This is a genomic window from Microbacterium sp. 22303 (assembly GCF_052045265.1).
Classification (GTDB): domain Bacteria; phylum Actinomycetota; class Actinomycetes; order Actinomycetales; family Microbacteriaceae; genus Microbacterium.
Genome location: NZ_JBQEOQ010000005.1, coordinates 79,981 through 97,623 on the forward strand (window position 1 = coordinate 79,981; position 17,643 = coordinate 97,623).

At 70.7% G+C, this 17,643-nt stretch carries 13 protein-coding genes; 7 read left to right on the plus strand and 6 right to left on the minus strand.

Features of this window, described 5'->3' with window-relative positions; translation table 11 throughout:
- Positions 1 to 21 precede the first annotated feature (21 nt).
- From ACTJI8_RS14740 to ACTJI8_RS14760, 5 genes are all read left to right on the plus strand, one after another.
- Entirely contained in the window at positions 22 to 1,359 is a 1,338-nt protein-coding gene (locus ACTJI8_RS14740; RefSeq protein ID WP_440734172.1) for a sugar ABC transporter substrate-binding protein, read from the plus strand.
- Positions 1,356 to 2,324, plus strand: a complete 969-nt coding sequence (locus ACTJI8_RS14745) for a carbohydrate ABC transporter permease (RefSeq protein ID WP_440734173.1) — start codon at positions 1,356 to 1,358, stop codon at positions 2,322 to 2,324. The genes ACTJI8_RS14740 and ACTJI8_RS14745 overlap by 4 nt, the downstream gene beginning before the upstream one ends.
- Positions 2,321 to 3,187 carry a carbohydrate ABC transporter permease gene (locus ACTJI8_RS14750; protein ID WP_440734174.1) on the plus strand — a complete coding sequence of 289 codons (867 nt, stop codon included), beginning with the start codon at positions 2,321 to 2,323 and terminating at the stop codon, positions 3,185 to 3,187. Before ACTJI8_RS14745 ends, ACTJI8_RS14750 begins: the two co-directional genes overlap by 4 nt.
- A gap of 2 nt (positions 3,188 to 3,189) precedes the next feature.
- A complete protein-coding gene (locus tag ACTJI8_RS14755) occupies positions 3,190 to 5,280 on the plus strand; it encodes an alpha-L-fucosidase (protein WP_440734175.1) in 2,091 nt (696 codons plus the stop codon).
- 113 nt (positions 5,281 to 5,393) lie between these two features.
- Positions 5,394 to 6,860 carry a chondroitinase-B domain-containing protein gene (locus ACTJI8_RS14760; RefSeq protein ID WP_440734176.1) on the plus strand — a complete coding sequence of 489 codons (1,467 nt, stop codon included), beginning with the start codon at positions 5,394 to 5,396 and terminating at the stop codon, positions 6,858 to 6,860.
- A gap of 177 nt (positions 6,861 to 7,037) precedes the next feature.
- On the opposite strand, the gene ACTJI8_RS14765 is transcribed toward ACTJI8_RS14760, so the two are convergent.
- From ACTJI8_RS14765 to ACTJI8_RS14790, 6 genes are all read right to left on the minus strand, one after another.
- Complete coding sequence (locus tag ACTJI8_RS14765; protein ID WP_440734177.1) at positions 7,038 to 8,549, minus strand: polysaccharide lyase 6 family protein; 1,512 nt, start codon at positions 8,547 to 8,549, stop codon at positions 7,038 to 7,040.
- A gap of 218 nt (positions 8,550 to 8,767) precedes the next feature.
- Complete coding sequence (locus ACTJI8_RS14770) at positions 8,768 to 9,520, minus strand: sugar phosphate isomerase/epimerase family protein (protein ID WP_440734178.1); 753 nt, start codon at positions 9,518 to 9,520, stop codon at positions 8,768 to 8,770.
- Between the two features lie 255 nt (positions 9,521 to 9,775).
- Positions 9,776 to 10,642, minus strand: coding sequence for a sugar phosphate isomerase/epimerase family protein (locus tag ACTJI8_RS14775; RefSeq protein ID WP_440734179.1), 867 nt, complete (start codon positions 10,640 to 10,642; stop codon positions 9,776 to 9,778).
- Positions 10,639 to 11,961, minus strand: coding sequence for a dihydrodipicolinate synthase family protein (locus ACTJI8_RS14780; RefSeq protein ID WP_440734180.1), 1,323 nt, complete (start codon positions 11,959 to 11,961; stop codon positions 10,639 to 10,641). The genes ACTJI8_RS14775 and ACTJI8_RS14780 overlap by 4 nt, the downstream gene beginning before the upstream one ends.
- An 8-nt stretch (positions 11,962 to 11,969) precedes the next feature.
- Complete coding sequence (locus tag ACTJI8_RS14785; protein WP_440734426.1) at positions 11,970 to 13,112, minus strand: Gfo/Idh/MocA family protein; 1,143 nt, start codon at positions 13,110 to 13,112, stop codon at positions 11,970 to 11,972.
- Positions 13,113 to 13,693: 581 nt separating this feature from the next.
- The gene (locus tag ACTJI8_RS14790) at positions 13,694 to 14,650 is read right to left on the minus strand and encodes a LacI family DNA-binding transcriptional regulator (protein ID WP_440734427.1); all 957 of its coding nucleotides are present in this window, start codon (positions 14,648 to 14,650) and stop codon (positions 13,694 to 13,696) included.
- Between the two features lie 187 nt (positions 14,651 to 14,837).
- Here ACTJI8_RS14790 and galT point away from each other — a divergent pair, with 187 nt between their 5' ends.
- Positions 14,838 to 16,118 (plus strand): galactose-1-phosphate uridylyltransferase, encoded by a 1,281-nt coding sequence (gene galT, locus ACTJI8_RS14795; RefSeq protein WP_440734181.1) that lies wholly within the window; start codon positions 14,838 to 14,840, stop codon positions 16,116 to 16,118.
- A complete protein-coding gene (galK, locus tag ACTJI8_RS14800; RefSeq protein WP_440734182.1) occupies positions 16,115 to 17,440 on the plus strand; it encodes a galactokinase in 1,326 nt (441 codons plus the stop codon). The genes galT and galK overlap by 4 nt, the downstream gene beginning before the upstream one ends.
- Positions 17,441 to 17,643: the final 203 nt, after the last annotated feature.

Consider the following 17,643-nt stretch of genomic DNA (forward strand, 5'->3'; position numbering starts at 1 on the left):
GCCAAACCGACGGAGAACCCTATGCACAGCAGAATCCTGCGCACCGCCGCCCTGATCGGCGTCGCCACCCTCGCCCTCGCGGGCTGCTCGAGCACAGGCTCGGGCGCTCCGGCCGGCGTGAAGCAGAACGAGAAGTCGACCCTCGAGATCTGGATCCGCACCACCCCGGGCAGCCCGAGCGAGACCGCGCAGAAGGCGATGGTCGCCGCGTTCGAGAAGAAGACCGGCTACAAGGCCGAGCTCACCGCGATCTTCGACGACTTCGAGACCAAGCTCGCCCAGCGCGCGGGGCAGAAGGATCTGCCTGACATCGTCATGAACGACATCAGCCAGCTCGGCACGATGCACACGCAGGGCATCGTCCGCGAGGTGAGCGCCAAGGACGTGCCCCACGCCAAGGATCTCACCCCTCAGGCCGCCACCGCAGGCAAGACGACCGACGGCAAGACCTACGCGATCCCCTACTCCGCGCAGGCGAACGCCCTGCTGGTCCGCAGCGACTGGCTGCAGAAGCTCGGCCTGCAGGCTCCGAAGACCTGGGACGACCTGGAGGCCGTCGCGAAGGCGTTCACCACCCAGGATCCCGACGGCGACGGGCAGGCCGACACCTATGGTCTCGCCGTTCCCGCCTCGACGAAGCGCGGATACGCCTCCTGGTACTTCTCCAACTTCCTCTGGGCCGCGGGCGGCGACTTCATCAAGAAGTCGGGCGGCGGCTACCTCCCCGCGATGAGCGATCCGGCCTCGGTCAAGGCGATGGAGTGGTTCCGCGGGCTGCAGTGCGACGCCAAGGTCGTGCAGCCCGGCGCGGTCAGCATGGACACCCCGCCCACCAACGAGGCCTTCGAGACCGGAGTTGCCGGGATGTACCTGACCGGGCCGTACATGCTGCCGCGGTTCGACAAGTCCCTCGGCGCCGACAAGTACGAGGTCGTCCCCGCACCCGAGGGCCCGAAGGACGCCGCGGTGCTCGCCGAGGGCGGCGCGATCTACCTCATGGCCGGATCCGAGAACCAGAAGGGCCAGAACGCGTTCGCCGACTGGTACATCGGCGCCGACGCGCAGAAGGCCGGCATGGAGGGCACGAACGGGACGTTCAGCGTGCAGCTGCCGGTGAACAAGACCGTGAAGGTGTCCGACGTGCGCGACGACAAGCGCTGGGAGACCTTCGCGACCGCCTACCAGGAGGACGGCCGCTACGCGCCGAACATCCCGAGCTGGACGCCGGTGCGTCAGATGACCGCCGACACCGTGAACGCGCTGCTCGCCGACTGCTCGCTCGACCTGAAGGCGGAGCTCTCCGACCTCGACGGCAAGCTCACCGCCGAACTGCTGACGCAGGGGATCCTCAAGAAGTGACGATCGACATCGTGGACACCGCACGCGCGGGATCCGCGCCGAGCACGGCGACGGAGGCCCTCCTGGTCCCGTCGCCGGCTCGGCGCCGCCGGCGGCGCACGCAGGGGCAGTGGTGGATCCCGTGGGCGTTCCTCACCCCCGCGCTGCTGCTCTTCCTGGTGTTCCGCTACATCCCGATGGTGCAGGCCGTCTCGATGTCGGTGGAGAACGTCCGCCCCTACCTCGGCAACGAGTTCGTCGGGCTCGCGAACTACCAGACGATCCTCTCGTCGGCCGACTTCCGCGACGCGACGATCAACACGCTCGTCCTCGCCTTCGGGCAGACCGCAGGAAGCCTCGGCGTCGGCTTCCTGCTGGCCCTGCTGCTGGAGGGCCAGACCCGCAAGCTCTCGTTCCTGCGCTCCGCCGCGTTCCTGCCCGTGGTCGTGCCCATGGCCGTCATCGCCGAGCTCTGGCGGATCATGTACTACCCGGCGGCGGACGGCTTCCTGAACTCGATCATCGGCCTCGTCGGGCTCGGCCCCAGCGAGTACATCAACGATCCGAGCACCGCGATGGGATCCATCATGGTGATGGGGATCTGGCGCGGCGCGCCGTACGACATGATGATCATCCTGGCTGGGCTCGCCGGCATCGACCGGGGTCTGTACGAGGCGGCGACCGTCGACGGGGCGAACCGCTGGCAGCGGATCCTGCACGTGACCCTGCCGGGCCTGCGCCCCGTGTTCACGATCCTGTTCATCCTCGCCGCCGTACGCGGCTTCCGGGTGTTCACCGAGGTGTTCCTGATGACCAACGGCGGCCCGAACGGCGCGACCGAGGTCGTCATGACCCTGCTCTACAAACTCGGCCTGGAACAGGGCAAGCTCGGCGTCGGCTCCGCCGGTGCGGTGCTGCTGTTCCTCGCGACGCTGGTGCTGACGGTCTTCGTGCAGCTCATCACCCGCAGGAGGAAGGACGCATGAGCGCCGGCACTGACACCGCCCTCGGACTGACCGAGAGCCGCACTCCCCTCGCGATCGCCGTCAAGGTCGTGCTGTACGCCGTCGTCGCGATCCTGTTCGCAGGCCCGCTGATCGCGCTGCTCGTCGGCGCGTTCGGCGAGGTCTCGGATCCGACCGAGCTCAGCGTCATCCCGACGCGGCCGACGCTTTCGAACTTCGGGATCGCGATCGACTACGGCGTGCTGAAGTACCTTGCGAACTCGTTCTTCGTGGTCGGGTTCGGCCTGCTGCTGCAGGTCATCGTCTCGGTGCTCGCCGGGTATGCCCTGGCCCGCAAGCGGTTCCGCTTCTCGGCGCTGGTGATGGTCGCGATCCTCGCGACCATGATGCTGCCGGAGGAGATCCTCGCCCTGCCGCTGTCGATCCTGCTGTCGGATCTGCCGCTCGTGCACATCAACCTGATGGGCACGCTGGCCGGCATGATCGTGCCGCTGGGCGCCTGGGCGTTCTCGATCCTCGTGATGACCGAGTTCATGAAGGACGTGCCGATCGAGCTGGAGGAAGCCGCCCGCATCGACGGCGCCGGGGAGCTCCGCGTGTTCGCGCAGATCATCGTGCCGCTCTGTAAGCCCGCCCTCGGCGTGGTCGGGGTGTTCGGGTTCACGATGATCTGGGATCAGTACCTGCTGCCGCTGCTCGTCTCCACCAGCAACGCCACGTACACGCTGCCGCTCGCGCTGCGCACGCTGCGCATCGATCCCGAGGTCACCCCTGGCGTCATCATGGCGGCCTCGCTGCTGGCGCTCGCCCCGTCGGTGATCGTGTTCCTGCTGTTCCAGCGGTCCTTCGCGCGGGGCCTCACCTCTGGCGCGCTGAAGGGCTGATCGTGACGGTGCTGCAGATCGACGGCGTGGTGGGACTGCGCGACGTGGGCGGGATCCCCGCCGGATCCGCCCGCGTCCGCCCCGGGCGGCTGTACCGCTCCGGCGCGCTGTCGGATGTCGACCTGCGCGGGGCGGAGCAGCTGCGCGCCCGGGTCGGCCGGATCGTCGATCTGCGCTCCGACGACGAGGTCGCCGAAGCCCCGACGGTGCTGGCCGATGTGGAGATCGTCCGCCTCCCGCTGTACCACGGGTCGCCGCGCTCGTTCTTCCTGGAGGGTTACGACCTCGCCGGGATCTACCGGCACCTGCTGGCGGAGTCGATGCCCGAGCTCGTCGCCGCGATCCGCGCGATCGCCGAGGGCGAGGCCGTCCTGGTGCACTGCACCGCAGGCAAGGACCGCACCGGACTCGTGATCGCGCTCGCCCTGGAGGCGGTCGGGGCAGACCGCGACGAGGTCGTGGCCGACTACGCCCTCACCTCATCGCTCATCCCCGAGGCCCGCCGCCGCGCCACCTCGGAGCGGCTGCGCCGTGCCTACCCGCAGTCGCCGCACGCCGCCGCGCTCGCCACGGAGTCGCCTGCCGCGGTCATGCGGGACCTGCTCGCCGAGATCGACGCCACGCACGGATCCGTCCGAGCACTGCTCGCCGCACACGGGATGACCGCGGAGGAGCTCTCGGCGCTGGACCGCGCCCTGCTCGATGCCGAGCCGTGCCCGCCGGCACCGGGGCAGACGCCGCTCACCGCCCACCCCCGCGATGCCCAGACCTCGCCCGCCGTCGACCCCGCCCCCGGAGACCGCATGCCCGCCCGTGCAGACCTGACCTGGTTCGTCGACGCCCGCCTCGGCATGTTCGTGCACTGGGGGCTGTACTCCCTCGCCGCGCGGCACGAGTGGGTCAAGAGCCGGGAACGGTTGAGCGACGCCGATTACGAGCCCTACCGCGCGCACTTCGCCCCCGACCGGTTCGACCCGCGCGCGTGGGCTCGCATCGCGCGCGAGGCAGGGGCCGGCTACGTCGTGCTCACCGCCAAGCACCATGACGGCTTCTGCCTGTGGGACTCGGCCCTGACCGACTACACCACGATGAACACGCCGTTCGGCCGGGATGCGGTGGCCGAGTTCGTCGCAGCGTGCCGGGCCGAGGGCCTGCGCGTGGGTCTGTACTACTCGCTCATCGACTGGCACCACGAGTCCTTCCCCGTCGACGGCACGCATCCGCAGCGCGACGACGAGGAGTTCAAAGCCGCCACCGCCGACCGCGACATGCGCGGCTATCAGCCGTACCTGCACGGCCAGGTGCGCGAGCTGCTCACGCAGTACGGGCGCATCGACTACCTGTTCTTCGACTTCTCCTACACGCATCGTCCCGACTACTGGGGTGGCAAGGGCGCAGTGGACTGGGACGCGGAGACCCTCCTCGCCCTGGTCCGTGAGCTGCAGCCGGGGATCATCGTGAACGACCGGCTCGGGATCCCCGGCGACATCGTCACGCCGGAGCAGTACCAGCCGCTCGCGCCGATGACCCGCGACGGCGAAGAGGTGCCCTGGGAGGCGTGCCAGACGCTCAACGGCAGCTGGGGCTACGACCGCGACAACCATGAGTTCAAGACCGCCGAGTCCCTCATCCGCCTCCTCGTCGACGGGGTGTCGAAGAACGGCAACCTGCTGCTGAACATCGGCCCCAACGGCCGCGGCAGGCTCGGCAGGGATGCCGAGGAGATCTTCGGCGGGATCGGCACGTGGATGGACGATCACGCGCGGGCCATCCGCGGTGCCGGGCCCGCGCCGTTCACTCCGCCGGCCGATGTGAGGTACACGCTGCGCGGTGACCGGCTCTACGCCCACCTGTTCGCCTGGCCGTTCAAGCACCTGCATCTGCCGGGCCTCGCGGGGCGGGTGCGCTACGCGCAGCTCATGACCGACGCCTCCGAGCTCGTGCCGCTGCACGTGGATCCGGATCGGGTCGCGCAGAACACCCTCATGGGCGGACTGCCGTCCGGCACCCTCACCCTTCAGCTCCCGATGCAGCGCCCCGACACGGCCGTGCCCGTCGTGGAGCTGTTCCTGACCGACGACGCGATCGCCTGAGGATCCGCCGCCGCGCCGCCGCCCAGCCCACCCACGGTCCCCGAGCCATCGAGGGGACCGCCGTCGACCCTGCGCCGAAACCAGCGCAGGCGCATCACTCAACGAGGAGGATCATGAAGAGACGCACTTTCATCCTGTCCGCCGCCGGCGCCGCTCTGGCGCTGACGGGCATCCCGGGCGCAGCACAGGCCGTCGGACCCCGCGCGGGCATCGTGCCCGGGTTGGACGGCCGCGGCCCGTACACGTCGGTGTCGGATCTGGCCGCCCTGCAGACCGCGATCGACACGGCCCAGGAGGGCGCGACGATCGTCGTCGCGAACGGCACGTACGCCGTGCCGGACGGATCCCCGATCCGGCTCGCGGGCGTGAGCGGTCGCTGGAACAAGCACCTCACGATCACGGCCGAGAGCGTCGGCGGCGTCACGTTCACGGGCGCGCAGAGCTTCGTGTTCGACGGCGCCCACCACGTGACTCTCAGCGGGTTCGTGTTCACGCAGTCCACCACCTTCGAGATCCCCGCCTCGTGCCAGGCGATCACGCTCAGCCGCAATGAGTTCGTCCTGGCCGACATCGAGGGTCTGCACAACGTGATGGTGCGCGCCGACGACACCGTGATCGAGTACAACCACTTCCACGGCAAGTCGACGCTGGGCATCTACCTCGGCATCGAGGGCGGCCAGCCCACCGACATGGCCCAGAACGTGCACATCCACCACAACTACTTCTCGGACCACACCTTCCCCGGCGACAACGGCGGCGAGCCGATCCGCCTGGGCGTGAGCCCCCGGGCGCTGAGCAGCGCGCACGCGATCGTCGAGTACAACCTGTTCGAGCGGTGCAACGGCGACCCCGAGGCGATCTCGGTGAAGTCGAGCGATAACACGGTGCGGTACAACACCATCCGGGATTCCCTCGGCGGCATCGTGCTGCGGCACGGCAACCGCACCCGGATCGAGTCGAACCACATCCTGAACGGCGAGAACGGCATCCGGATCTACGGCAACGACCACGTGATCGTGAACAATCTCATCACGGGGATCAGCGGCTCGGCGATCGTGATCGGCTGCGGCACGCTGCGCGACCACTACGAGGGCGAGCCCTCCACCTCGCGCACGAAGAACGATGCACCCGACCGGGTGCGGATCGCGCTGAACTCGCTCATCGACGTGGGCGGCGGCATCATCGGCGAGACCGCGCGGCCGATCGAGCCGGACGACTGCGTGATCGTGGACAACCTCGTCGTCTCGGACCGCGGTTCGCTCGCGCTCGTCCCGAAGTCGAAGAACTTCACGTGGTCGGGCAACATCCTCTGGGGTGCGGCGGCGGACGGCGACGCGCCCGCGACCGGATTCACTCGGGTGGATCCGCTCCTGGCACTGGACGACGAGGGCCTGCCTCGCATCGGCGCGGGCAGCCCCGCGATCGATGCCGCGACCCAGGACCACACGGCGTGGGTGAGCGACGACATCCTGGGCCGCCATCGCACTGGGGCCGCCGACATCGGTGCGCACGAGTACTCCGCCGCGCACGCGCGGCGCACGCCGCTGCACACGGGGGATGTCGGCCCGCTGAGCGCCTGAGCGGCCGAGGGCCTGAGGGCCTGAGCACGAGGAGAGGCCGGATCGGGGTGGGCTCCGATCCGGCCTCTCCTCGCGTGCTCCCTGCCGGCTTCTGAGCGGCGGGTTTGGCATTCGGTTGCCACCGTGGATCCGGTGCGCCTGGCCCTCCCGCAGCCACGGAGAGGGCGCCCGTCCCGCCTACGGGGCGCTGGGGCCGACGTTCGCTGTGGTGAGCGGGGCCCGCGTCGCCGGGCTGCTCGTCACCTCCTGGGCGCCGATGTCGTACACGCCGGTGCGCGCACGCCCGTCGAGATCGTCGGTGACCCAGTCGGCGTGGTTGGCCTGCGTCGCCGCGTTCACGGCCGGGCTGGACGCGGCGATCTTCCAGGTTCCGGCGGCATCCTGCGCGAGCTGCGGATCCACCCGCGTGAAGCCGACCTTCGGGATGTTGCCGTTGGCCGCGGCGCCCCAGATGATGTTTCCCCGCCAGTAGAAGTCCTGCATGAGCGGGACGTTGCCGAGGTAGCCCGTCTGCCCGCGCACGATGTTGTCCACGATCGTCACGTTGAGCGGTGGAACCGTGCGATTCGTCTCGCCGATGATCCCGCCTCCGTTGTCGACCAGGGTGTTCAGTGCGATCCGGATCCGGTCGGGGGCGTCGTTGCCCTTCCTGGCATCCGCCGGCTCCCCCTCGTAATGGTCGCGCTCGGTACCGGATCCGATCACGATGCCTTCCTTGCTGAGCCCGGCCACGTAGTTGTTCACGATGACGTGGTCGTTGCCGTAGATGCGGATGCCGTTGGCGCCGCCGATGATCCTGTTGCCGACCACCGTGTTGCCGTTGCCGTGCCGCAGCACGATGCCGCCGAAGCTGTCGCGGACGGTGTTGTAGCGGATCGTGTTGCCGCTGGACTTCACCGAGATCGTCTCCGGGTCGCCGTTGGCCCTCTCGAAGAGGTTGTTCTCGACGATCGCTCCGGCGGTGCTGAGCGCGCGGGGGCTGACTCCGAGGCGGATGCACTCGCCGCCGTTCTTACCGGCGAAGCTCTGGTCGGAGAAGTAGTTGTGGTGCACCTTGACGCCGGTGGCCATCTCCGTCGTCCCGGCCCCCTCGATGCCCAGATAGACGCCGATCGTGCTCTTGCCATGGAACCAGCTGTACTCGACGACGGAGTCGTCCGCGCGCACGATCAGGTTGTGCTCGGCGCTCTGCGCGAAGGCGAACTCGTCACGACTGAACGTGATCGCGCGGCTGTCCGCGGGGACCTCGAGCGTCGTGGACTGGGTGAACCGGAAGCCCCGCAGCACGACGTCGTGCGCGCCCGAGAAGGTGAAGCTCGAGGCGCCGGTGAGGGTCACTCCGCCGACCGACTCCGCAGTGATCGTCACCGGGTTCCCCGACGCCCCGCCGCCGGCGACGGCGACAGCGGATCCGACCGCGTAGGTGCCGTTCTTCAGGGTGATCGTGTCGCCGGGCTGTGCGGCGGCGATCGCCGTCTGCAGCTGCGCCAGCGTGCTCACGGTGGACGTCGTCGTCACGGTGGTGCCGCCTCGGCTTTGCACGGCAGCATCCGGGCCCACTCCCGCGGCCGCGGCATGAGCGAGGTCGAGGGAGGAGGTGGGCCGTTCGACGGCGCTCGCGACGCCCGCGCCGCTGAGGGCCAGCCCTGCGGCAGCGACGACCGCGAGCACTGTTCGAGTTGTCTTCATCTGGGGTTCCGATCTTCTTCGATGGATCTCCGCCCGCGGTGCTCGACGAGGGCCGTGACACGCACCTGCCCTGCGGTGCAGGACGTCTTCGTGCAGCGCGCGGCGGATCTTGTGGAAAACTGCCTTCCGTCCGATCATGTCGATCTCGCGTTCATTTGGCAAGCGTTTGCCATACATTTGGCAAGCCGTCGAGCCTCGTCGCGGACGCGACCTCTCCGTCAGGCGAGGTAGGCGCGCAGTGCCGCGGCTTCCGCCGCGAGTGCCGCCGGATCATCGTCCGGCACGAACTCGAGAAGGGCGTCGCGCGGCGGCACGGGGGCCGCGGCCGCGGCGGCGAAGAACGCCTGCCACAGCCCGTCACGGGCGGCGAGGGGCAGCCGCTGGGTCGCGGGCCACCAGGAGAACACGTGCGCGGCCGAGACGCGGTCGGCGATCCGCTCGTACTCGGCCACCGCGACCGCGTCGGACGCCGAGACGGTCGGCTGCCAGTACGTCCCCAGATGCGGGCTGCCGACTTCGTCCAGCACGCGGAGCGTCTGTGCGGCATCGTCGGCGAGCGTGCCCCCGTGGAACTCCAGGGCGAGCGAGATCCCGCGGCTGCCCGCCTGCTCGGCGGCGGCGGCGAGGGCGTCGACGGTCGATGCGCGCTCCGCCGCGGTGGCGTCCGCCGAGCCGATCCGGCCGGCCCATACCCGGATCCGGTCCGCACCGAGCGCCTCGGCCGAATCCAGGACCGGGGCGATGTCCTCCCCGTGTTCCGCGCGGAAGTACGAGCCGTACGAGGCCACGGCCAGCCCGGCATCGGCCGTGATCCGTGCGACCTCGGCGGCGCGCACGGCATCGCCCGGGGGCACGTGCACATCGCCGCCCCATTCGATCGCCTCGAGCCCGGCGCTCGCTGCGAGCGCGGCGATCGCCGCCGGATCCAGCTGCCGGAAGGTCACGGAGCACAGCCCGGGTCGGATGGTCATGGGATCAGCCTTTCATGTGGCGTCGGCGGGATTGGGTGTTCCGGACTCAGTCGAATTCGGCGTTCATGGTCGGGTTCTCGCCCACATGGGTCCGAATCGACTGAGTTTCGAACGCCGCGCCGCGGGCATGGTTCTCTGAGCGACCCTCAGCGCCCTTCGTCTCTCTGCGCGCGCTCAGGGACCACGCACGACAGTCCCCGGGCGAGGACCCAGCGACGAGACGAAGGCTCGCGAGCCATGGGCGCATCCAGGCCCTCAGCCGAGGTGGGGCGAGATCGCCGCGCCGAACGACTCGGCAGTTCGGCGCACGACCTCGGCCGGATCCTCCGCCCAGATGTCGGCGTTGAAGATCTCCACCTCGATGTCGCGGTCGTACCCCGTCGCCACGACGGCCCGGGTGAGCGAGGCGAAGTCGATGACGCCGTCGCCCGGGTAGTGCCGGCTGAGCAGCACGTCGGCGGGCAGCGGCGTCTTCCAGTCGCACACCTGATAGGTCGCGATGCGGCCCTCCCGACCGGCACGGGCGACCTGGTCGAGAACCTGCGGATCCCACCAGATGTGGAACGTGTCGACCGTCGCACCGACCACCGTCGGGTCGAAGTCGGCCGCGATGTCGAGCGCCTGCCCGAGCGTGGAAACGACGCAGCGGTCGGATCCGAACATCGGGTGCAGCGGCTCGATCGCGAGGGTCACTCCGGCGGCGGCGGCATCGGTCGAGAGCTCGCCGATCGCGTCGCGCACTCGTTCGCGGGCGCCGATCAGGTCGCGGGATCCCTCGGGCAGCCCGCCGGCGACCAGCACCAGGATCGCCGTGGACCCCTCCGCCCCGGCGGCGGCGAGTGTCGCGGTCTCCTCGATCGCGCGGCGGTTGTCGTCGAGCGCGGCGACGCGCTCCGGCCCGGCCGGCAGTGTGAAGAACCCGCCGCGGCAGTGCGTGGTGAAGCGCAGTCCGGAGTCGGCGAGCATCCGCGCCGCCACGTCGAGCCCGACTTCGTTCACGGGCTCGCGCCACAGTCCGACGCCCTGCACCCCGGCCTCGGCCGTGACGCGGAGCGCGGTGGCGAGGTCGGCGTACTTGATCGTGGCCTGGTTGATCGACAGGCGAGGGTCGACGGCGGTCATGCGGTCTCTCCGTTCAGGGCGAGCATGCCGTGCCACCGCTCGCGCGCGAGCTCCGGGTCCTCGAGCGCGAGCGAGGCGTTCGCGAGCTCGACGATGCGGCTGAGGTGCGGCAGGCTGCGCGCGGAGTGCAGGCCGCCCACCATCTGGAACGCGGGCTGGTGGCCGTTCAGCCAGGACAGGAATGCGACGCCGGTCTTGTAGTAGAACGTGGGCGCGGCGAAGACCTGCCGGCTGAGCTCCTCCGTCGGACCGAGGATCTCGAGGTAGCGGGCCGGATCTCCGGCGTCGAGCGCCTGGATCGCGGCCGAGGCGACCGGGGTGATCGCGGCGAAGGCCCCGAGCAGCGCGTCGGAGTGGGCACGGCGGGCGCTGGAGCGAACCTCGTGCTCGCCGACAGCACGTGTTGTCGCCGAGTGCACACCCTGTTCACGCGAAGAAGGTGTGCTCTCGGCGAGTTCATGTGCACTCGCCGGGCCGAAGCCCGCACCGGCAACACCGTCGCCGCCCGCCGCGCCGTCGGCCGGATCCTCGCCGCCGATGAGTCCGACGTAGTTGAAGTCGTCGCCGGTGAACATGCGCACGCCCTCGGGAAGCTGCTCGCGCACAGCGATCTCGGACTCGGCGTTCAGCAGGCTCATCTTGACGCCCGCGACCTTGCCCGGGTTCTCCGCGATGATCCGCAGCAGCGTCCCGGACGCGTCGCGCCAGTCACCGGATCCGAAGTATCCCTCCAGCTGGGGGTCGAACGCGGTGCCGAGCCAGTGCAGCACGACCGGCGTGGTCGCCTTCTGCAGCACCGCGGCGTACACGCGCAGGTAGTCGGTGCGCGACTCCGCCACGCGGGCGAGGTGACGGGAGGCCATCAGCACGGGGCCGGCGCCCTGCTCCTCGGTGAAGTGCAGCTGCTCGACGTAGGCGTCGATCACCTGCGGCAGCGAGATGCGCTCCGCCTCGACGTGGTCGGTGTTGACGCCGACGACGACGGATCCGCCCTCCTCCCGGGCGACCGCGGCGCTGCGGGCGATGAGCTCACGGGTCGCCGCCGCATCGAGGCCCATGTTGCGCTGTGCGGTGTCCATGGCGTCGGCGACGCCCAGACCCCACGAGTACACGTTGCGGCGGAACGCGAGCGTCGCGTCCCAGTCGATTTCGGCCGGCCGGCCGGGGGTGTTGTCGGCGTGCACCTTCGGCACCACGTGCGCCGCGGCGTAGGCCACGCGACTCTGCAGCGGTGCGGTCGGACGCTCGTAGGCGCCGGCGTCGTTGAGCTCGGCCTCGGAGGTCGCACCGTCGGCCGCGAGGAGGCGGATCGTCGTCATCGTGCGCCTCAGCCCTCGTTCGAGCCGGCCAGGCTCAGCGCGGGCAGCGCGATCTTGCGCCCCTCGACGGAGGACTGCAGGCCCGCCTCGGCGAGCTGCACGCCGCGGGCGCCGGCCAGCAGGTCGAAGGCGTAGTCGGTGCCGAGCACGTAGGACTCCAGGTACTCCTCCCACTGCTGACGGAAGCCGTTCAGGAAGACGTCGTTCACCGGCACGTCGGCCCAGTCGGCGTCGTAGTCGTGCGCGTCGGCCAGGTCAGGGTTCCACACCGGCTTCGGGGTGGCGTTGCGGTGCTGGATCTTCGCGCCGAACAGGCCGACGACGGCGGATCCGTGCGTGCCGTCGACCTGGAACTCGACCAGCTCATCCCGGTTCACGCGCACGGTCCAGCTGGAGTTGATCTCGGCGATGACGCCGCCCTCGAGCTCGAAGATCCCGTACGCCGCGTCCTCGGCGGTGGCGGTGTAGTGCTCGCCGTTCTCGTCCCAGCGGTCGGCGATGTGCACCGCGGCCTGAGCGTAGACGCTCTTGACCTCGCCGAACAGGTTCTCCATGACGTAGTTCCAGTGCGGGAACATGTCGCTGATGATTCCGCCGCCGTCCTCGGTGCGGTAGTTCCAGCTCGGACGCTGGGCGGGCTGCCAGTCCCCTTCGAACACCCAGTAGCCGAACTCTCCGCGCACGGACAGGATCCGCCCGAAGAAGCCGGAATCGATGAGGCGCTTGAGCTTCTGCAGACCGGGCAGGTAGAGCTTGTCGTGCACGACGCCGGTCTTGACCCCGGCCGCCTGCGCCAGACGGGCGAGCTCGAGTGCCTCCTCAACCGACTCGGCGGTGGGCTTCTCGGTGTAGATCGCCTTGCCCGCGGCGATGGCCTTGCGGATCGCGGTCGCCCGCGCCTTGGTGACGAGGAAGTCGGCGTAGATCTCCCACTGCGGATCCGCGAGCGCGGCGTCGAGGTCGGTCGTCCAGTCTTCGATGCCGTGCTTGGCGGCGAGTTCGGCGAGCTTCTGCGCGCTGCGGCCGACGAGGATCGGCTTCACGGTGACACGGGTGCCGTCGGGCAGCTCGATGCCGCCCTGCTCGCGGATGGCGAGGATCGAGCGCACCAGGTGCTGGCGGTAGCCCATGCGCCCGGAGACGCCGTTCATGATGATGCCGATCTCGCGGGTAGTGCTCTCAGCCACGGTGCTTCCTTCGTCTCATGCTCGCCCGGCGGTTCATTCGTGGATACCGATTCGGGTAAGCGCTTTCCAGTTGGATCATCTTGACACGGGAACGCGCTTACCGCAAGACGGGCGCCGTGGCTCGAGGGGGCGCCCCGCCCGCCCGTAGCGGCGATCCCGCCACCAGGCCGGGACCGGGACCAGCACCCCAGGACCCCAGGACCCCAGCACCCCAGCACCCCAGCACCCCAGCATCGGCATCAGCAGCGCCACCTCCGCCGTCCCGCCACCTTCATCGCGTCATCGTCGACGCTCAGGTCGCATTTTCTGCTCCAAAACGCCACGGGACGAGCAGAAAGTGCGACCTGAACGGAAGAAGTGCGACCCGAACGGAAGAAGTGCGACCCGAACGGAAGAAGCGGAGCCCGAGGGACGGATCCGGACGACGACGTCGAAACGCGGACGCGGAGCCGAAGGGCGGCGGTGAATCCCGGATCCGAGGGCTCGCAGGGCGGCGGCGAATCCCGAACCCGGAGGGCGTGCGGGGCCACGCGCTCGTGCGGGGGCTACGCGCTGGTGCGGACGATCAACGCGGGCGTCAGCAGAGCCGGATCCGGCGCATCCCGCCCCTCGACCCGGTCGACGACGAGGCGCACAGCCTGCTCGCCGAGCGCGGCGAAGTCCTGCCGGATCGTGGTCAGCGGCGGGCGGAACTCGGCCGCGTCGGCGATGTCGTCGAAACCGAGCACGACGACGTCCTCGGGCACGCGCCGGCCGGCGTCGGCGAGCGCGCGCAGCAGGCCGAGCGCCATCTGGTCATTAGCAGCGAAGACGGCGGCCACCGATGCATCGGCGGCGAGCACTCCGCCACGGTCGTGGCCCGAACCCGCACTCCAATCCCCGCGCACCGGGTCGGGGATCCGGAGCCCACGCGCGGTGAGCTCCTCCCGCCAGCCGCGCTCGCGCTCCGCCGCGGCGAACGAGCCTTCGGGCCCCGCCAGGTGGTGCACGGTGGCGGCCCCGCGGCCCAGCAGGTGTGCGGTCGCCGCGCGAGCGCCCGCCGCATGGTCGGTGCCGATGACGGTGAACCGCGGGTCGGCGGGAGAGTCCACGACGACGAGCGCGAGCCCGGCCGGATCCGCGTCACGGGCCAGCGCGGAGGCCTCGTTCAGCACGATCGCCCCGTCGACGCCCTGGTCGTGAAGCCGATCGAAGGCTACGCCGATGCGCCCCTCGGCCCCGAGGGTGACGACGGCGAGCGCGTAGCCCCGCGCCTCCGCGGCCTCGGCGACGGCCTGCAGGAGCGCGGAGTTGCCGACCGTGGCGAGGGTCTGTGCGACCACGCCGAGAGTCTCGGATCGCCCCGTGCGCAACGCCCGAGCGGCGCGATGCGGACGGTAGCCGAGCTCGGCCATGGCCTCTTCGACCCGTTCCCGCGTGGCCGGATCCACTCGGGGGCTGTCGTTCACGACGCGGGAGACCGTCTGCCCGGACACCCCGGCACGTGCGGCGACCATCGCCATCGAGACGCGCCCGGTCGGTTTCGGACCGCGCCGAGCTGACGCGGACGGCTCTCCGCCGGCGATCCGCCGCAGCTCCTCGAGCTCGTCGTCATGCTTCGGCATCGGCCCGCCTCTCCCCTGCCGGCCCCTGCGCGTGCCGATCTCAGGAGTGTTGACGCTATCACGCCGCGTGCCCTATCGTGTTTACGTGAACATGGAAATCGAGCCTGAGTTCGGCACAGCCACTGGCGCCGCCGCGGCCTCGGGTAGCACGGCCGAAGCTTCCGGCACTGCGGCGGCCTCCGGACCCGGCACCTCCGTCGAGGTCACTGCGCTCGGCGCCGGCGTGGTCAAGCGCGCCACGCGCCTCGCCGACGGCCGCGACCTCATCTACTACGACGACGCCGGATCCGCCCTTACCGCGGATCGCTCGATCGATTCCCGCACCCTGGATCCCCGCCCCGAGACGGCGACGATGCGCCAGGACGTGCTGACCGGCGACTGGATCACGTTCGCCACCAAGCGCCAGACCCGGGTGATGATGCCGAGCGCGGATGCGGATCCGCTCGCACCCCAGTCTCCGACGAACCCCTCCGAGGTGCCGTCGCGCTACGACGTGGCGGTGTTCGAGAACCGCTCCCCGTCGTTCGGCCCGGCACTCGCCGATGCCGCCGGCGCCGCCCCGGCCGCGGTGGACCCGCCCCAGGGCCTCGCCGACCTCGAGGCGATCGGCATCGAGCGCACCCGCACCAGCGTGGGCCGGTGCGAGGTCGTGTGCTTCAGCCCCGAGCATGCGGGGTCCTTCGGCACGCAGTCGGTCACCCGTGCGCGCACCGTGATCGAGGCCTGGGCCGACCGCACCGCGGCCCTGAGCGCCCTGCCCGGCATCGAGCAGGTGTTCCCGTTCGAGAACCGCGGCGAGGCGATCGGCGTCACCCTCCCCCATCCGCACGGGCAGATCTACGCCTACCCGTACGTGACCCCGCGCACGCAGCGGCTGCGCGAGAGCATCGCCCGCACCGGCTCCGATCTGTTCGATCGGATCCTGGACGCCGAACAGCGATCGGAGCGGGTCGTGCTGCAGGGCGAGCACTGGACCGCCTTCGTGCCGTTCGCCGCGCGCTGGCCGCTCGAGGTGCAGCTGATGCCGCACCGGCACGTGCCCGACTTCACCGCGCTGGACGACGCCGAGCGCAACGAGCTCGCCCCGCTCTACCTGCACCTGCTGCGGGGCGTGGACGCACTCTACGAGACGCCCACCGCGTACATCGCCGCCTGGCACCAGGCGCCCGTGCACGTCGGACGCGACGAGATCCGGATGCGGCTCGAGCTCACCAGCCCCCGGCGCGCCGCGGACAAGCTGAAGTTCCTGGCCGGATCCGAGTCGGCGATGTCGGCATGGACCGCCGAGATCCTGCCCGAGGACGCCGCCGCGCGCCTGCGCGACGCGATCGCATCCGTCCCCCTGCCCGTCGAGGAGACCCGATGACCCCCGCTCGCGCCACCACCGCCGCCACCCCCGCGGCCGCTGCCGCCTCCGCATCCACCGCGGCCGCTGCCGCCTCCGCATCCCCCGCCGCCACCCCCGCGGCCGCTGCCGCCTCCGCATCCCCCGCGGTCGGCGCCGCGACGGAGCTGTTCCGCAGCCTGACAGGATCCGAGCCCGCCGGCGTCTGGTCGGCGCCGGGGCGCGCGAACCTCATCGGCGAGCACACCGACTACAACGACGGGTTCGTGCTGCCCTTCGCGATCCAGCACCGCACGGCCGCCGCCGCGCGCCTGCGGGTCGACGGGCGGATCCGCGTCGCCTCCACGTTCGCCGAGGAGCCGGTCGAGGTCGCGCTCGACGATCTCGAGACGCTCTTCCCGTCCGACGGCGCCGCGGGGCGAGCCCAGGGACCGGCCGTCCCGGAATGGGCGGCCTACCCCCTCGGCGTGGCATGGGCACTGCGCGCCCTGGTTCCCGCCTGGGCTGCGGGAACCTTCGCCGGCATCGACATCGCGATCGCCTCCGAGGTGCCGGTCGGTGCCGGCCTGTCGTCGTCCGCCGCGATCGAGGGCGCGACGGGCGCCGCCCTGAACGAGCTCTGGGGCCTCGGCCTCGATGCGGTGTCCCTCGCCCAGGCGGGCCGCCGCGCCGAGAACGAGGCCGTGGGCGCCCCGACCGGGATCATGGATCAGATGGCGTCGACGCTCGGGCAGGCCGACGCCGCGGTGTTCCTGGACTGCCGCACGCTGGAGACCCGCTCGATCCCGCTCGGTTTCGCGGAGGCCGGGCTCGAGGTGCTCGTGATCGACACGGGCGTGAAGCACGCTCACTCCACGGGCGGCTACCGCGAGCGCCGCGAGTCCTGCGAACGCGGGGCCGCCGCCCTCGGCGTGGCAGCGCTGCGAGACGTGACCGAGGCGGATCTGCCGCGCGCCGCGGAGCTGCTCGACGACGTCGACTTCCGCCGGGTGCGCCACGTCGTGACCGAGGACCAGCGCGTGCTCGACACGGTCGCGGCCCTCGCCGCACACGGACCGCGCGCGATCGGCGACCTGCTCGTCGCCTCGCACGCGTCGATGCGGGACGACTTCGAGATCTCGATCCCCGAGCTCGACACGGCCGTCGACACCGCCTTGGCGCACGGCGCGATCGGGGCGCGCATGACCGGCGGCGGGTTCGGCGGCGCCGCGATCGCCCTCGTCGACCACGACCGCGTGCCGGCCGTCTCGGAGGCCGTGCGCACGGCGTTCGCCGAGGCCGGCTTCGCCGAGCCGCACCTGTTCACGGTCGTCCCCTCGGCCGGCCCGCACCGCGACGTCTGATCCGCCGGATCCCCTGCCTCTTGACCGCGAGACTTCATCTGGGTAACGAGACTGCAGTCCAGATGAGCAGTCTCGTTACCCAGATGGAGTCTCGCGGTCAGCACGAGCCGGTACGTGATCGGGGTGCAGGTTCGAGCCTCGGAGAGTCGCGAGCTCGCGGATCCGGCCATCCGCTCCGCCCCGGCGAACGTCCAGCAAGCCCC

Excerpts from the sequence above, each read along its gene's own strand:
- ACTJI8_RS14785 (WP_440734426.1), bottom strand. The coding sequence starts at position 13,112 with ATGAACGGCGTCTCCGGGCGCATGGGCTACCGCCAGCACCTGGTGCGC.
- ACTJI8_RS14740 (WP_440734172.1), top strand. The coding sequence starts at position 22 with ATGCACAGCAGAATCCTGCGCACCGCCGCCCTGATCGGCGTCGCCACC.
- ACTJI8_RS14775 (WP_440734179.1), bottom strand. The coding sequence starts at position 10,642 with ATGACCGCCGTCGACCCTCGCCTGTCGATCAACCAGGCCACGATCAAG.
- ACTJI8_RS14760 (WP_440734176.1), top strand. The coding sequence starts at position 5,394 with ATGAAGAGACGCACTTTCATCCTGTCCGCCGCCGGCGCCGCTCTGGCG.
- galK (WP_440734182.1), top strand. The coding sequence starts at position 16,115 with ATGACCCCCGCTCGCGCCACCACCGCCGCCACCCCCGCGGCCGCTGCC.
- ACTJI8_RS14780 (WP_440734180.1), bottom strand. The coding sequence starts at position 11,961 with ATGACGACGATCCGCCTCCTCGCGGCCGACGGTGCGACCTCCGAGGCC.
- ACTJI8_RS14790 (WP_440734427.1), bottom strand. The coding sequence starts at position 14,650 with ATGGCGATGGTCGCCGCACGTGCCGGGGTGTCCGGGCAGACGGTCTCC.
- ACTJI8_RS14765 (WP_440734177.1), bottom strand. The coding sequence starts at position 8,549 with ATGAAGACAACTCGAACAGTGCTCGCGGTCGTCGCTGCCGCAGGGCTG.
- ACTJI8_RS14770 (WP_440734178.1), bottom strand. The coding sequence starts at position 9,520 with ATGACCATCCGACCCGGGCTGTGCTCCGTGACCTTCCGGCAGCTGGAT.
- ACTJI8_RS14750 (WP_440734174.1), top strand. The coding sequence starts at position 2,321 with ATGAGCGCCGGCACTGACACCGCCCTCGGACTGACCGAGAGCCGCACT.